We start from the raw sequence: 15,213 nt of genomic DNA, 5'->3' as shown, positions 1-15,213 counted from the left end.
AATGTCTATTATCTATTCTTTTTTTAATATAAATCGTCCGTTCTCAAATTCAAAAAGCGTTGTGTTGCAAAGTAAGTGCTTATCCAGGTAATTACAACACCTAAAACGAGAACACTAACAAGTACTATAGCAATAGCTAATTTATCTTCCATAATACCAAGATTAGGGAAAGTAGTTTGGATATAAATCAGTACGCCAATTAGAGCAACAATTGCTAATGCCGAACCAATCAATCCTAAATAAACGCTACGTTGAATAAATGGTTTTCTAATAAATGATTTGGTTGCACCTACCATTTGCATGGTTTTAATAATAAATCGATTGGCAAAAATGGATAAACGCAACGAACTGTTAATTAACAATACCGAAACAAAGGCAAAAGCACAACTGATTATCAAAATCCACATGCTGATATTTTTGATGTTATCGTTAACCAAAGTCACCAATTGCTTATCGTAAACAACATCGGCAATCATATCATTTTTGCGCAAACGACTTTCAACTTTTGCTAAGCCTTGATTGGTAACATAATCTGCCTTTAAGTGAATATCAAAAGAATTCTGAAGCGGATTTACGCCCAAAAACTGCATGAAATCCTCACCAATTACTTTCATGTGTTTTTTAGCCGCTGCTTCTTTCGAAACATATTCAAAAGATTTGGCAAATGCTGCCGTTTTCAATTCACTGGTAAAAGCGGTTATAGTTGAATCAGTTGCTTCGGTTTTAAAGAAGACTGTCATCACAATTTCTTCTTTAAAATTATCGGATAATCTTTTGGAATTGATGACAAAAAGTCCCAAAATCCCTAATAAAAACAACACTAAAAAGATACTCAACACGACCGAAAAATAGGAAGTTATAACTCTGCGTTTCTGAAACTTTTCAAATGATGACGACATAAATTGTATTTTGATGTGGTAAAAATAATAAAGAAAATTGTTTTTCTTCTTTATAACGTACAAACTTTTAACTTTATTATAATAAACGTAAATTTGTCGCTTAAAAATTTTTAGCAGCGAATGGTTTGGGCAGTTTCAGTAAACCATTTTCCCGCTTTCCGTTACAATACCTTTGTTAAAGTTCAAAACTTTGACAAAGGTTATTTCCACTGCAATCGGGGCTAGAAAAGTAAACGTATGAAATACACCTGACAGGTTTTTAAAACCTGTCAGGTGTAGCAACAATAAAAATCAAGAATGAAATATTTCCACGAAAAAATCGAAGCCAAATGGCAACAGTATTGGGCCAAAAACCAAACTTTTGCTGCCAGCAATAATTCTGATAAGCCAAAATATTATGTACTCGACATGTTTCCGTATCCTTCTGGTGCCGGACTTCACGTTGGACATCCGCTAGGTTATATTGCTTCCGATATTGTGGCGCGTTTCAAACGTCACAAAGGATTTAATGTTTTGCATCCGCAAGGTTATGATTCTTTTGGACTTCCGGCAGAACAATACGCAATTCAAACCGGGCAACATCCGGAAAAAACAACACGTGAAAATATTGCTCGTTACCGTGAACAATTAGACAAAATTGGATTTTCTTTCGATTGGAGCCGAGAAGTGCGAACATCGAATGCCGATTATTACAAACATACACAGTGGATTTTCATTCAATTATTCAATTCCTGGTATAATAAAGAATCAGATAAAGCCGAAGATATAGCAACTCTGATTGACATTTTTGAAAAAAGTGGCAACGCAACGGTTCATGCCGTATGTGACGATAATGTGGAAATCTTTTTCCCATCTGAATGGAATGCCTTTTCAGCAGAAGAAAAACAAAGAAGGCTTTTGCAATACAGATTAACTTATTTGGCAGAAACCGAAGTAAACTGGTGTCCGGCATTAGGAACTGTTTTGGCAAATGACGAAATCGTAAACGGAGTTTCAGAACGTGGTGGTCATCCCGTTATTCGTAAAAAAATGACGCAATGGTCGATGCGAATTTCTGCTTACGCCGAAAGATTATTGCAGGGTTTAGAAACCATAGATTGGAGCGAAAGCATAAAAGAATCGCAACGCAACTGGATTGGAAAATCAGTCGGAGCTTCAGTCGATTTTAAAGTTGAACATTCAAGAGCGAAAATTTCTGTTTTCACTACAAGACCTGATACGATTTTCGGAGTTACATTTATGACCCTTGCACCGGAACACGAATTAGTTTCTGTAATCACAACTCCGGAACAAAAAGCTGTCGTTGATGCTTATGTAGAAGCTACAGCAAAACGTTCGGAACGAGAAAGAATGGCGGATGTAAAAACTATTTCAGGAGTATTCACAGGTGCTTATGCTGAACACCCATTTACAAAAGAATCAATTCCGGTTTGGATAGGCGATTATGTTTTGGCTGGTTACGGAACTGGTGCTGTAATGGCGGTTCCGTGCGGAGATGAAAGAGATTATGCGTTTGCGAATTTCTTCAAAGGTCAAAACGGAATGCCTGAAATTAAAAATATTTTCAATCAGGATATTTCACATGAAGCCTTTACTTCTAAAGATGGTTTTGAATTGATAAACTCTGATTTCCTAAACGGATTGGGCTACAAAGCCGCAACCAAAAAAATCATCGAAGAACTAGAAAAAATTAACCACGGAAAAGGCAAAACCAATTATCGTTTGCGCGACGCGGTTTTCTCCCGACAAAGATATTGGGGCGAACCGTTCCCAGTGTATTATGTAAATGGAATGCCGCAGATGATTGACCAAAAACATTTGCCAATCGTTTTGCCTGAAGTAGAAAAATATTTACCAACCGAAGACGGACAACCACCATTAGGAAATGCTACGGATTGGGCTTGGGATGCTATTAACAGCAAAATAGTCTCCAATAAACTTGTCACCCTGAGCGCAGTCGAAGGGCAGGATAATGGAGTATACCCTCTCGAATTAAACACCATGCCAGGCTGGGCAGGAAGTTCTTGGTATTGGATGCGTTATATGGATGCTCACAATGAAAACGAAATTGCCAGCAAAGAAGCCTTGAACTATTGGGAAAGCGTAGACTTATACATAGGCGGAAGCGAGCACGCAACTGGTCATTTATTATACTCGCGTTTTTGGAATAAATTCCTAAAAGACAAAGGCTTCGCTCCAACGGAAGAACCGTTCAAGAAGTTGATTAATCAGGGAATGATTTTGGGGATGAGTGCGTTTGTTTATCGCATTTCTTGGGGTTTAACTTTAGGAGGAGGAAAAGATGTTAAAAACTCTCCCATTCCTTATTTTTTTATCACAAAGACAAAATTTGATTTAATAGTTAAAGGAGATGATGAAGAGTTGAAAAATGTTGAAGAATTTTATTTAAAATCTTTAAAAGAATTTTATCCTGATGCAATTGGTTTAAGTTTGGTTGGAGATATTAATATTGTTCCACTTCATGTTGACTTAGCAGTTATAAACGACATCACTAACGAATTAGACATTGAAGCTTTCAAGAAACATCCTCTATATTCAGATTATGCAAACGCCGAATTCATTTTAGAAAACGGAAAATACATAGTCGGACGTGAAGTCGAAAAAATGTCCAAATCCAAATACAACGTAGTCAACCCTGATGACATTTGTAACGATTATGGTGCGGATACATTACGTCTATACGAAATGTTCCTTGGCCCATTAGAACAAGCAAAACCATGGAATACTGCCGGAATTACCGGAGTTTCAGGCTTCTTAAAAAAACTATGGCGTTTGTATTTTGATGACAACACCGGTTTAAATATTTCTGATGAAGAACCAACAGCCGATATGTACAAATCGCTACACAAAACCATCAAAAAAGTTACTGAAGACATCGAGAACTTCTCGTTTAACACTTCCGTTTCACAGTTTATGATTTGTGTAAACGAATTGGCAACACTAAAATGCAACCACCGAAAAATATTGGAACCATTGGCAATCGTAATTTCGCCTTATGCACCGCATATTGCAGAAGAACTTTGGAGTCAATTGGGTCATAATGGTTCAATTTCAACAGTTGCTTTTCCAATCTGTGAAGAGAAATATCTAGTAGAATCGGAAAAAGAATATCCGGTTTCGTTTAACGGAAAAATGCGTTTTACTATTAAATTGCCTTTAGATTTAACCGTTCCGCAAATTCAGGAAATTATTTTGTCTGACGAAAGAACCATCAAGCAATTAGACGGAAGAACACCGAATAAAGTAATCATCGTTCCGGGGAAAGTTATTAACCTGGTTGGGTAAATAATAGAATAAATTCCAAAACTAAAACCCCAAATTCCAATAGAGTTTGGGGTTTTCTTTTGTATTTGTTCGGGCTTTCTTCGGTAAAAGTGCCATTTTACCGAAGCGTTACCGAACAAAGATCGAACAAAGATCGAACAAAGTATCTAAAAAAAGCTATCAATCGGACATTTGCGGACAGGCAGATTTTAAAAAAAGGTGTAACCTTTTTTTATTTTCCCGTATAAGAAGAAAAACAAAATCATGAAAAAACACGAAATCCACACCATTGTAGAAAAAGCTGGTTTCAGCAGCATGAAAGAAAAGCTAACCGATAAGGTGGAACACTTTCTGAACGAAAAAGCAAATGCAGGCTACGAAATAGTAAGCGTCAACTTTACGTATTATGAAGCAGCAGAATTGGTTGCTTTTATAACGATTTGCAGATAAATGCCAAGATGTCATTATAAAGACATTGGCTTACAATTTGTTAAAAGTATAAAAACTAATTTTATAAAATCATGATAGGATATTATGTTTTAATCGGCTTGATTGCCTTAGTCAGTTTTGCTGTAAGTTCAAAATTAAAAAGTAAATTCGAACAATACGCACACGTTCATTTACGCAACGGCATGAGTGGTGCCGAAATCGCCACACAAATGCTACACGACCACGGTATTTATGATGTTAAAGTTATTTCAACGCCCGGACAATTAACAGATCATTACAATCCCGCTGATAAAACGGTGAACCTTAGCGAAACGGTATACAGCGAACGCAATGCCTCGGCTGCTGCGGTGGCCGCTCACGAATGTGGTCATGCGGTGCAACACGCTACAGCATATAATATGTTGCAACTTCGATCACAATTAGTACCGATAGTAAACGTTTCCTCAACACTTTCACAATGGCTTATTTTTGGTGGATTAATTCTGGGTGCAGGAGCGCATTTAGGATTCGGTTTTTATGTAGCTGTTATTGGTTTGATATTGATGGCTGTTGCAACGGCCTTTAGTTTCATAACCTTGCCAGTCGAATATGATGCCAGCAACCGAGCATTGGCTTGGTTAAAGAATAAAAACATGCTGAGCCAACAAGAATATGCAGGTGCCGAAGATGCTTTAAAATGGGCTGCCAGAACTTATGTAGTTGCCGCTATCGGAGCTTTAGCTTCACTGTTGTATTGGGCATTACAGGTTTTTGGAAGAAGAGATTAAATTACAAAACCGTCTTGTTTTTTGGAACGAGACGGTTTTTTTCTTTTATGTATTTCGCTGAACGGTTTTATAATCCATTTCTCTCAAGCCTTGTTATTCTTGAGTTTATTCAAAAGGGATGAATCTTAAAGAATTTTTTTTTCGTAAGTTTGATAATCAAATACCACAAAAATGATTAGAATTTATGCAAACGAAGAGTTTCGTGAAATCGAAACAGATTTTCCGTTGAAATTTAGATACGCCGTTTCCAATCATGGCCGTCTCATCAGTTTTACAGAAAATTTTAGCGACGCAAATTTATTGAAAGGTTCTGTGTCAGATGGCTTCAAAACTTTCCGTTATGAAAGAACTGTGAATGGTAAAAAAGTCCGTAAAACTTTATTTATTTACAAACTCGTAGCCGAATTGTTTATTCCAAAAACATCAGATGAGCAGCAATATGTAGTGCATTTAGATTATGTGCGGGACAATGATTTGGTAAAAAACTTAAAATGGGTGACTTATCAAGAAAAGCTAGATCACCATAAGAAAAGCCCTCATGTAATTGACTCTATGCGAAAATTAGTAGAGCATAATATAAAAGCTGACGGGAGAAAACTGACTACAACAAAAGTCATTCATTTAAAAAAGATATTGAGTAACCCTAATCAGAGTACACGTATTAAAATGTTGGCAAAACAATTTGGAATTAGTGAAATGCAGATATATCGAATCAAGCGTGGCGAAAACTGGAGCCATATAAAAGTTTAGTTACAACTGAATTTGTCTTTCGATTTGTTGTTCTAAAGAAATAAACGTTTCTGTTCTGGAAACACCATCAATAGGTTGGATTTTTTTGTTTAACAACTGCATCAAATGTTCGTTATCACGGCAAATCATTTTGATTAAGATACTCCAGTTTCCCGTTGTATAGTGACATTCTAAAACTTCTGGTATTTTTTTAAGCTCTTTTACCGCTTCGGCATTACTTGATGCTTTGTCGAGATAAATCCCAATAAACGCCATGGTTTTATAGCCCAACACTTTATTGTCAACAATTAGTTTAGAGCTGGCAATCACGCCGGCATCTTCTAGTTTTCGCAAACGTTGGTGAATAGCAGCGCCTGAAATTCCTATTTTATTGGCAATTTGCAATATTGGTTTTCGGGCATCTTCCATAAGGTTTCGGAGGATTTCTTTGTCGATACCGTCAATTTCTATTTGTAGTTGATTTATCTTCATAAGTAATGAATTTAAAGCAAAAATAGAGATTTTGTTTTAAGTTATAATCAAAATGTTTAATAGACAACTGATTTAGCAAAAGACCATTCCTCAATAGCCCCGATTGTAGTGAAAATCATCTTTGTCAAAGTTTTAAACTTTGACAAAGATATTGAAGCGGAAAGCGGGAAAATGGAAACCAAAAATGCCCAAACCATTCGCTTCGGACGCTCTAATTCCCGACCAACTTATCAGGATTATAACCTACATAAGGCATCTCGGTTTCATTGAAAACTACACCATGGGCTGCCAGTTCTTTTAGAATAGGTTGGTATACTTCTTTTCTAATTGGCAATTGCACGCCAGGTGTTTTGATGTTGCCATTTAAAATTTGTAAAGTGGCTATTGCAACCGGTAAGCCAACTGTTTTTGCCATAGCGGTATAGATTTGGTCATCGCCGATGCAGACCATTTTGGAGTCTATTTGTTTTCGTTCGCCATTAATTTCGTAGCCAAATTTGTGGTACATCACAATCATGTCTTTGTCTTCGGGTTGTAATGTCCAGCTGTCGTTTAAAATACGCTCTAAAATTTGTGCCGGAGTAGCGTTTCTGAGTCCAACAATCTTCTTTGCATTAAAGATATCGAGTTCCATTAATTTGTCCCACATGATATCATCTTGTTCAATGCCCAAAGCCATTCGGGTTTTTAATTCGACCGAGTCTGAGGCGTGAAATGGCAGAAAGGAATTGATGAAATCACGGTAACTCATTGTTTCTGAATTTTCCATTGCATAAGAATCATCAGTCATGCCAAGTTGGACAAACATATTCCAGGCTTTGGAAAAACCAACTCTACGGATTGTTCCTCGATATAATGTCAAGATATCATCAAGACCATAAATGCTTCTGTATTTTAAGGAATCGCGATTGGCATAGCCTTCAAATTTTCCGAAACCTTCGACATGAAAGAATTCGGTTCTGCGGAACAATTTGTGATACGGTATGTATTTGTATTTGCCTTCCTGAATGAATTTGGCGGCACCACCTTGTCCTGCTAAAACTACATTTCGTGGTGCCCAAGTAAATTTGTAATTCCAAAGATTATCATCTGATTCGGGAGCCACTAAACCGCCGCAAAACGATTCGAATAAAATCATTTTACCGCCTTTGGCTTCAATTTCATGAATCACTTTCATAGCACTCATGTGGTCAACGCCGGGATCGAGTCCCACTTCATTCATAAAGACTAAGTTATTCGCTTTTACAGCTTCATCTAAACTCTGCATTTCATCTGAAATATAAGAAGCTGTGACCATATTTTTTTTGAAAGTGACACAGTCTTTGGCGACTTCAATATGCATGTGCGCTGGCAACATTGAAATAACGATATCCGCTTTTTGAATTTCGGTTTGGCGTTGGTCAACATCATTGATGTCTAAAGCAATAGGGTTTGCGTTTGGGTGATTATATGTTTTTCTTCGGGCTAATTCTATTGATAAATCACCAATGGTCACATTTAAGTTTTCCTGAGTAGACTTTCTTAAAAGATATTTTATTAGGGAAGATGCTGAACGTCCGGCACCAATGATTAAAATGTTTCTCATGCTGTTATTTTTTATTCCAAATCCTTTTCTAAATCTTCAAGTTCTTTTTTGGCTTCTTTCTTTGTTTCTATTTTTTCTTTTTCAAATTTGACATCTTTCACTATTTCATCTTTAATCAGAAGTGTTTTTCCTAAAACAAATACGGAGGAAAGTGCACATAAAAAAAGTAAAAAATTAGGAAGTTTTTTTTGATTTGGCTCTGATTTTTTAAGCAATAGCAAACAAAAAAGTAAACCTAATCCAATAGGTAAAAAAGCTATAGTATCGAGTGGTAAAGCCGAAAAGATGATTGACAGTATCGTAAAAATAATTGCTAAGACAACAAGTAGTTTTCTCATGATTAAATGCCAGTTGCTGAGGTTAAAGTTAATTGTCCGGTTCCAACGGGTATACTAAACTTGAGCAAAGTTGGGACTTTTTTGCTGTCGGCAGTAAGCCAAATTAGGTTTTTGTCTTTTCCTTTTAAGGCGTCTGTTTTGGCTCCAATTGATAGTTTGTAGCATTCTTTGCTACCTAAATTTCCGGCAGAAACCGTTTCTTTCCCCATATATTTTAGGGTAACCGGAATTTGTTTTTCATCAAAAACAATCATCAACGATTGCGTTTGTCCTATTTTGAATTTGCTCAAATCCATAGTTCTTACTTTGTACAAAAGCGAAATTACATCTTGTGTTGAACCGCCTATGGTAAAGGTGTTTTGGGTTTCGGGAGTGTTTTTTTTCTTTGAAGTGCTGTTGACAACATTTCCTTTGAAAACGTATTTTTCTTTTTTCGTCCAACCGCCTTCGTCTATGCTTCGTTTATACAAACTAGGTTTTAAAGTCGTCGGATTTACATAAGATTCATATAAATCTCTGATTTTAAAAAAGGAATCCCATTTGCTATAGGTTGATAATTCACAACTCAAATGTAAATAAGTATTTTTAGAAGTGGTAACATTTTCAGTCGACATGGTAACTTGTGCCAATTGCGTCATCAAACCACTCATGTTGTAAGAACCCGCAAAAACCAGTTTTTCACCAGCTTTAATGGTTTGACTTTTAGCTGTTGTAAATGCAAAAAAGCAACAAAGGATAAAAAATAATTTCTTCATGATCGTAAATTGATGTTGCAAAAATAAATTTTTAAAATGGTTCACATACCAAAAGAAACGTGAAATTTCTTTAATAGTATTCAGATAACGAATAAATTTGTGTTTTAGTATAGACTTTTAATATGGAAAGAAAAATTACAAGCGTTGCTGCTTTGATGGGAATCATTGCAATAATTTTAGGAGCTTTTGGTGCTCATGCTTTGAAAAAACAATTGTCTGTTGAACAACTTAGTGCTTTTGAAACGGGAGTAAAATATCAGATGTATCATGCATTGTTTTTATTGTTTTTAGGTATGAATACTTATCTGAATGAAAAGGTAAAAAAAACAGTGTTTCAATTGGTGGTTTTTGGAGTATTTTTCTTCTCGGGGTCTATTTATTTGCTTACCACAAAACCAATACTAGGAGTTGATTTTAAATTTATTGGAATTGTTACTCCAATAGGTGGGGTATTATTATTACTGGGCTGGAGCCTTTTATTTTGGAATATCTGGAAGAAAAAAACATAATATTTCGAGAAAAAAAATCGTTTCTAAAATTTAATTTTTACCTTTGTCCCCTAATTGATAATACAATACAAACTACTTTCTATGGAGAACTACGTCCAAATTACGAAATCGATTTCGTTAGAAAAATACGGAATCAAAAATGTTTACGAAATTATACACAATCCTTCCTTCGAAAAATTATATAATGACGAATTAGATCCAAATTTAGAAGGATATGAAAAAGGCCAATTGACAGAACTCGGAGCTGTAAATGTTATGACGGGTATTTTTACCGGCCGTTCGCCAAAAGATAAATATATTGTTAAAGACAGCATTACCGAAAATACCATTTGGTGGAATTCTGAAAAAGCAGTTAACGACAATAAACCCATAAACCAAAATACATGGGAAGCATTAAAAAGCAATACTACAAATCAACTCTCAGGAAAGAAATTATATGTTGTAGATGCCTTTTGTGGTGCCAATGAAAATACCCGATTAAAAGTTCGTTTTATCATGGAGGTAGCCTGGCAAGCCCATTTTGTGACCAATATGTTCATTCGTCCAACAGAAGCAGAATTAGATAATTTTGGTGAGCCAGATTTTATTGTAATGAATGGTTCTAAAACTTCTTTCAAACATTTTGCTGATTATGGTTTAAATTCTGAAGTTTATGTTGCTTTTAATTTAACGGAAAAAATCCAAATTATTGGCGGTACTTGGTATGGTGGCGAAATGAAAAAAGGAATGTTTGCCATGATGAATTATTATTTGCCATTGCAAGGAATTGCTTCTATGCATTGTTCAGCAAATAAAGGGGAAAATGGTGATGTTGCTGTTTTCTTTGGCCTTTCTGGCACAGGAAAAACAACATTGTCTACCGATCCAAAACGAGAATTAATAGGTGATGATGAACACGGTTGGGATAACGAAGGCGTTTTTAATTTTGAAGGCGGTTGTTATGCGAAAACTATAGATTTGAGCGAAGCTAACGAACCGGATATTTATGGCGCCATCAAAAGAGATGCGTTATTAGAAAACGTTACGGTTGATGCTGATGGAATAATCAACTTCAAAGATACTTCGGTAACTCAAAACACCAGAGTTTCTTATCCAATTTATCATATTCACAATATTGTAAAACCAGTTTCAAAAGCAGGTCACGCAAATAAAGTAATTTTCTTGACAGCCGATGCTTTTGGAGTAATGCCACCAGTTTCTAAACTAACGCCTGAACAAACCAAGTATTATTTCCTTTCCGGATTTACAGCAAAATTAGCAGGAACAGAACGCGGAATTAATGAGCCAACACCAACATTCTCGGCTTGTTTCGGAAAAGCTTTTTTAACATTGCATCCGACAAAATATGGAGAAGAATTAGTAAAGAAAATGGAGCAGAACAACGCCAAAGCTTATATGGTTAACACAGGTTGGAACGGAACAGGAAAGCGTATTTCAATAAAAGATACGCGTGCCATTATTGATGCTATCTTAGATGGATCAATTGAAAATGCTGAAACTAAAATGGTTCCGATATTCAATTTACAAGTCCCAACGTCTTTGCATGATGTAAATTCATCGATTTTAGATCCAAGAGATACTTATGATAATGCTTCAGATTGGAATTCAAAAGCCAATAATTTAGCATCACTTTTCATCAAGAATTTTGAGCAATATACAGATAATACCGAAGGACAAAGTTTAGTCAAAGCAGGACCACAATTATAATTAACAAACCTAAACCAAAGGGAAAAGCCATTATCTTAGTTGAGAATGGCTTTTTTTATATATGGTAAAAAATGTTTATTTTCCTTTGTTGGCGTCGGCAATATATCTTTCCAATGCCATTGTCATTGATGGCGTTTCTGGTGTTGGTGCTAAAATATCAATACGTAATCCATGTTCTAAAGCTTCTTTTTGAGTAGTACTTCCAAAAACGGCTATACGGGTATCGTTTTGTTTAAAATCCGGAAAGTTTTTGAATAAAGATTTAATTCCGGTTGGACTAAAAAATGCTAAAACATCGTAATAAACATCTGCCAAATCAGACAAATCACTCATTACCGTTTTATAAAAAGTCGCTTGTGTCCAATCTACTTTTAAACCATTCAATGTTTGAGGTACATCATAATTTAATTGATCAGATGCAGGCAATAGAAATTTTTCGTCTTTGTATTTTTTGATTAATGGAGATAAATCAACAAAGTCTTTTTGACCAACATATATTTTACGTTTTCTGTAAACCACATACTTCTGTAAGTAAAATGCAATAGCTTCAGATTGACAAAAATACTTTAAATCTTCAGGAACTTTATATCGCATTTCTTCAGCTACTCTAAAAAAATGGTCAACGGAGTTTCTGCTATTTAAAATGATTGCCGTAAAATTATTTAGGTCAATTTTTTGAGCTCTGATATCCTTTGCACTTACACCTTCTACATGTATAAATGGGCGGAAATCAATTTTTACCTTATGTTTTTGTTGTAATTCAAAATAAGGAGAATTCTCTACTTTTGGCTCTGGCTGTGACACCAAAATTGTTTTCACTTTCAAATTTGACATTCTAATGTGCTAATTTTTTTGTAATCATATAATATATAAAATAGTAGGGCGCTATTTCAAGTGCGCAAAGATACAAAATAAAATAAAACAACTTGCCAATGAGTAAGTTTTGATAAATCTTCAACGAAACTAAATAAGAAAGCAAATTAATTATTAAAATCACACCAATAACGCAATAAACAACAACATTTGATGGAGTATTATTATAAAATAAGTAAATGTTTATCGGCAGTAAAATCAATCCGATAAAAGTTCGGTAACTAACTTTTTGTAAATTGAATTGTTCTGCAAATTCTTCAATGTTAAAAATAGTTGCCACAATCTTTTCAATCAAAAATTTTGAAAGCACAAATATTCCAAAAAAGGTAAAAATTCGAATAAAAATTATCCAATCTGTTTTAGCAACATAGCCAAAATAATTTAACAGAATTTGAATAAAAAAAGAAAACGAAATTATTTGAACAATAAATAATAAAATCGTAAAACCACTCATAAGATGAGAAGTGTCTTTGTAAACTTTGATGTATTTATCAGAAACTAAAATTCTTAGGAATTCACTAAACCTTGTTTCAAAAGCAGTTTTCGTTATTGCGATTAAAACAAAAGAAAAAACAAACAGACACGTTGCCCAATCTTTAGGTTCCAAAATTCTAGGTTGTAAAACAGTTTCTATCATAATCACGCCAAAATTACTAATTTTTTATTTCTTAAAATTATTATATAATTATTAAGATTAAGCTCTAATAAAAAGTTTATTTTTGCAATCAAGTTTGACGGCACTTACTATGAGCGACGGTATTGTAATTATCCCAACCTATAATGAAATTGAAAACATCGAAAGTATTATTCGAGCTGTGTTTTCGTTGCACAAATCCTTTCATGTTCTTATTGTTGATGATAATTCACCAGATAAAACAGCAGAAAAAGTAATCGAATTGCAAAATGAATTTCAAGACAAATTGTTTTTGTCTGTCAGAAAGAAAAAATCAGGTTTAGGAACAGCTTATGTTCACGGTTTTAAATGGGCACTCCAAAATCAGTATGAATATGTTTTTGAAATGGATGCCGATTTTTCACATAATCCAAATGATTTAGAAAAATTGTATGCTGCTTGTCATTTTAACGGTGCTGATTTAGCAATTGGCTCACGTTATGTAACTGGTGTAAATGTTGTGAATTGGCCTTTGAGCAGAGTGTTACTATCTTATTTTGCTTCGGTTTATGTGCGAATGATTACCGGAATGAAAATCATGGATGCCACAGCCGGATTTATTTGTTACCATCGAGAAGTTTTGGAAAAAATAAATTTAGATAAAATAAAATTTATTGGTTACGCTTTTCAAATCGAAATGAAATACAGGGCTTTCGCCAAAAATTTCAACATACAAGAAATACCGGTGATATTTACAGACAGAACCAAAGGACAATCCAAAATGAGCGGTTCTATAATTAAGGAAGCAATTTTTGGAGTTATTTCCTTAAGGCTTAAGAAGTTTTTAAATCAATTATAAAATGAACACAGTTTTAATTAAAAATGCTAAAATTGTAAACGAAGGAACCATTTTTGAAGGCGATGTTTTGATTGAAAACGAATTTATTGTTGAGATTGCCGAAAGCATCAGCCCAAAATCATCCAGCTGTAAAATCATTGATGCCGAAGGAAGTTACCTTATTCCCGGAGCTATTGATGATCAGGTACATTTTCGCGAACCAGGCTTGACGCACAAAGGCGATATTGCCTCTGAAAGTCGCGCCGCTGTTGCTGGTGGAATTACTTCTTTTATTGAACAACCCAACACTGTACCCAATGCTATTACTCAAGAGATTTTAGAAGAAAAATACCAAATTGCTTCCAAAACTTCTTATGCTAATTATTCGTTTATGATGGGTGGAACCAACGATAATTTAGAAGAAATTCTAAAAACTAATCCCAAAAATGTTGCAGGTTTAAAGCTGTTTCTTGGTTCGTCAACGGGAAACATGTTGGTTGATAATGATGAAGCTTTAGAAAAAATATTTTCCAGTACAAAATTGTTAATTGCGGTGCATTGTGAAGATGAAGGAACCATTAAAGCAAACCTAGAAAGATATAAACTTCAATTTGGGGAAGATATTCCAGTTGAATGTCATCCTTTAATCAGAAGTGCTGAAGCCTGTTATCTTTCTTCTTCAAAAGCGATTGCCTTAGCCAAAAAAACGGGTGCAAGATTGCATGTTTTTCATCTTTCGACAGCTAAAGAAATGGAACTATTTACCAATAAAATTCCATTAGAAGAAAAGCAAATCACTGCCGAAGTTTGTATTCATCATCTTTGGTTTTCGGATGAAGACTATAAAACTAAAGGCAATCTCATCAAATGGAATCCTGCAATAAAAACCGCTGAAGACAGAACAGCTTTGTGGGAAGCCTTATTAGATGATAGAATTGACGTAATTGCGACAGATCATGCGCCTCATACATTGGAAGAAAAAAAGCAAACGTATTTAAAAGCGCCATCTGGTGGGCCATTAGTGCAACATGCAGTAGTTGCTATGTTTGAAGCTAATCATCAAGGAAAGATTTCTGTAGAAAAGATTGTAGAAAAGATGTGTCACAATCCGGCAAAGATTTTTAAAATTGAAAAACGAGGCTTTATCAAAGAAGGATTTTATGCCGATTTGGCAATTGTAAATCCAAGTTTGCCATGGAATGTGAAGAAAGAAAATATATTAGCTAAATGCGGATGGTCACCATTTGAAGGCTATAATTTTAAATCAAGAATTACCCATACTTTTGTAAATGGGGAATTGGTTTATCAAAATTTTAAAGTAAAAGATATTCCTTTAGGGAAGCGTTTGCTTTTTTACAGATAAAAATTTTAAT

Annotated in this window: 15 protein-coding genes; 8 read left to right on the top strand and 7 right to left on the bottom strand. The window is 34.8% G+C overall.

Annotated features, from left to right (window positions below):
* Window positions 1-23: 23 nt before the first annotated feature.
* Window positions 24-899, bottom strand: a complete 876-nt coding sequence (locus tag QWY90_RS12755) for a cell division protein FtsX (protein WP_290286344.1) — start codon at window positions 897-899, stop codon at window positions 24-26.
* Window positions 900-1,196: 297 nt separating this feature from the next.
* On the opposite strand from QWY90_RS12755, the gene QWY90_RS12750 reads away from it, so the two are divergent.
* The 4 genes from QWY90_RS12750 to QWY90_RS12735 all read left to right on the top strand — a co-directional run bounded on the left by QWY90_RS12750 (window position 1,197) and on the right by QWY90_RS12735 (window position 6,151).
* Window positions 1,197-4,205: a leucine--tRNA ligase gene (locus QWY90_RS12750; RefSeq protein ID WP_290286342.1), complete on the top strand. Its 3,009-nt coding sequence runs from the start codon at window positions 1,197-1,199 to the stop codon at window positions 4,203-4,205.
* 243 nt (window positions 4,206-4,448) lie between these two features.
* Window positions 4,449-4,634, top strand: coding sequence for a hypothetical protein (locus QWY90_RS12745; protein WP_290286341.1), 186 nt, complete (start codon window positions 4,449-4,451; stop codon window positions 4,632-4,634).
* A gap of 71 nt (window positions 4,635-4,705) precedes the next feature.
* Complete coding sequence (locus QWY90_RS12740; RefSeq protein ID WP_290286340.1) at window positions 4,706-5,401, top strand: zinc metallopeptidase; 696 nt, start codon at window positions 4,706-4,708, stop codon at window positions 5,399-5,401.
* A 171-nt stretch (window positions 5,402-5,572) separates the two neighbouring features.
* Entirely contained in the window at window positions 5,573-6,151 is a 579-nt protein-coding gene (locus QWY90_RS12735; RefSeq protein ID WP_290286338.1) for a hypothetical protein, read from the top strand.
* On the opposite strand, the gene QWY90_RS12730 is transcribed toward QWY90_RS12735, so the two are convergent.
* From QWY90_RS12730 to QWY90_RS12715, 4 genes are all read right to left on the bottom strand, one after another.
* Window positions 6,152-6,622: an Lrp/AsnC family transcriptional regulator gene (locus QWY90_RS12730; protein ID WP_290286337.1), complete on the bottom strand. Its 471-nt coding sequence runs from the start codon at window positions 6,620-6,622 to the stop codon at window positions 6,152-6,154.
* Window positions 6,623-6,833: 211 nt separating this feature from the next.
* Entirely contained in the window at window positions 6,834-8,207 is a 1,374-nt protein-coding gene (locus tag QWY90_RS12725; RefSeq protein ID WP_290286336.1) for a saccharopine dehydrogenase family protein, read from the bottom strand.
* An 11-nt stretch (window positions 8,208-8,218) separates the two neighbouring features.
* Complete coding sequence (locus QWY90_RS12720; RefSeq protein WP_290286335.1) at window positions 8,219-8,545, bottom strand: hypothetical protein; 327 nt, start codon at window positions 8,543-8,545, stop codon at window positions 8,219-8,221.
* 2 nt (window positions 8,546-8,547) lie between these two features.
* Window positions 8,548-9,300, bottom strand: coding sequence for a DUF3108 domain-containing protein (locus tag QWY90_RS12715; RefSeq protein WP_290286333.1), 753 nt, complete (start codon window positions 9,298-9,300; stop codon window positions 8,548-8,550).
* 122 nt (window positions 9,301-9,422) lie between these two features.
* On the opposite strand from QWY90_RS12715, the gene QWY90_RS12710 reads away from it, so the two are divergent.
* A complete protein-coding gene (locus QWY90_RS12710) occupies window positions 9,423-9,809 on the top strand; it encodes a DUF423 domain-containing protein (RefSeq protein WP_290286332.1) in 387 nt (128 codons plus the stop codon).
* Window positions 9,810-9,890: 81 nt separating this feature from the next.
* A complete protein-coding gene (pckA, locus tag QWY90_RS12705; RefSeq protein WP_290286331.1) occupies window positions 9,891-11,516 on the top strand; it encodes a phosphoenolpyruvate carboxykinase (ATP) in 1,626 nt (541 codons plus the stop codon).
* A gap of 75 nt (window positions 11,517-11,591) precedes the next feature.
* On the opposite strand, the gene QWY90_RS12700 is transcribed toward pckA, so the two are convergent.
* Both QWY90_RS12700 and QWY90_RS12695 read right to left on the bottom strand, forming a co-directional pair.
* A complete protein-coding gene (locus QWY90_RS12700; RefSeq protein ID WP_290286977.1) occupies window positions 11,592-12,341 on the bottom strand; it encodes a uroporphyrinogen-III synthase in 750 nt (249 codons plus the stop codon).
* Window positions 12,342-12,351: 10 nt separating this feature from the next.
* Window positions 12,352-13,026: a DUF4271 domain-containing protein gene (locus QWY90_RS12695; RefSeq protein ID WP_290286330.1), complete on the bottom strand. Its 675-nt coding sequence runs from the start codon at window positions 13,024-13,026 to the stop codon at window positions 12,352-12,354.
* Between the two features lie 109 nt (window positions 13,027-13,135).
* Here QWY90_RS12695 and QWY90_RS12690 point away from each other — a divergent pair, with 109 nt between their 5' ends.
* A complete protein-coding gene (locus QWY90_RS12690; RefSeq protein ID WP_290286976.1) occupies window positions 13,136-13,861 on the top strand; it encodes a polyprenol monophosphomannose synthase in 726 nt (241 codons plus the stop codon).
* 1 nt (window position 13,862) lies between these two features.
* Window positions 13,863-15,203 (top strand): dihydroorotase, encoded by a 1,341-nt coding sequence (locus QWY90_RS12685; protein WP_290286329.1) that lies wholly within the window; start codon window positions 13,863-13,865, stop codon window positions 15,201-15,203.
* The last annotated feature ends 10 nt before the right edge of the window (window positions 15,204-15,213 follow it).

The sequence above is a fragment of the Flavobacterium paronense genome (genome assembly GCF_030409795.1).
Lineage (GTDB): Bacteria > Bacteroidota > Bacteroidia > Flavobacteriales > Flavobacteriaceae > Flavobacterium > Flavobacterium paronense.
The sequence above is the reverse complement of the archived record's forward strand: the minus strand, read 5'-3'. Positions and strand labels throughout refer to the sequence as shown.

What these genes read in the sequence shown, in the direction of transcription:
- QWY90_RS12755 (WP_290286344.1), bottom strand. Translation starts at nt 899, where the DNA reads ATGTCGTCATCATTTGAAAAGTTTCAGAAACGCAGAGTTATAACTTCC.
- QWY90_RS12750 (WP_290286342.1), top strand. Translation starts at nt 1,197, where the DNA reads ATGAAATATTTCCACGAAAAAATCGAAGCCAAATGGCAACAGTATTGG.
- QWY90_RS12745 (WP_290286341.1), top strand. Translation starts at nt 4,449, where the DNA reads ATGAAAAAACACGAAATCCACACCATTGTAGAAAAAGCTGGTTTCAGC.
- QWY90_RS12740 (WP_290286340.1), top strand. Translation starts at nt 4,706, where the DNA reads ATGATAGGATATTATGTTTTAATCGGCTTGATTGCCTTAGTCAGTTTT.
- QWY90_RS12735 (WP_290286338.1), top strand. Translation starts at nt 5,573, where the DNA reads ATGATTAGAATTTATGCAAACGAAGAGTTTCGTGAAATCGAAACAGAT.
- QWY90_RS12730 (WP_290286337.1), bottom strand. Translation starts at nt 6,622, where the DNA reads ATGAAGATAAATCAACTACAAATAGAAATTGACGGTATCGACAAAGAA.
- QWY90_RS12725 (WP_290286336.1), bottom strand. Translation starts at nt 8,207, where the DNA reads ATGAGAAACATTTTAATCATTGGTGCCGGACGTTCAGCATCTTCCCTA.
- QWY90_RS12720 (WP_290286335.1), bottom strand. Translation starts at nt 8,545, where the DNA reads ATGAGAAAACTACTTGTTGTCTTAGCAATTATTTTTACGATACTGTCA.
- QWY90_RS12715 (WP_290286333.1), bottom strand. Translation starts at nt 9,300, where the DNA reads ATGAAGAAATTATTTTTTATCCTTTGTTGCTTTTTTGCATTTACAACA.
- QWY90_RS12710 (WP_290286332.1), top strand. Translation starts at nt 9,423, where the DNA reads ATGGAAAGAAAAATTACAAGCGTTGCTGCTTTGATGGGAATCATTGCA.
- pckA (WP_290286331.1), top strand. Translation starts at nt 9,891, where the DNA reads ATGGAGAACTACGTCCAAATTACGAAATCGATTTCGTTAGAAAAATAC.
- QWY90_RS12695 (WP_290286330.1), bottom strand. Translation starts at nt 13,026, where the DNA reads ATGATAGAAACTGTTTTACAACCTAGAATTTTGGAACCTAAAGATTGG.
- QWY90_RS12690 (WP_290286976.1), top strand. Translation starts at nt 13,136, where the DNA reads ATGAGCGACGGTATTGTAATTATCCCAACCTATAATGAAATTGAAAAC.
- QWY90_RS12685 (WP_290286329.1), top strand. Translation starts at nt 13,863, where the DNA reads ATGAACACAGTTTTAATTAAAAATGCTAAAATTGTAAACGAAGGAACC.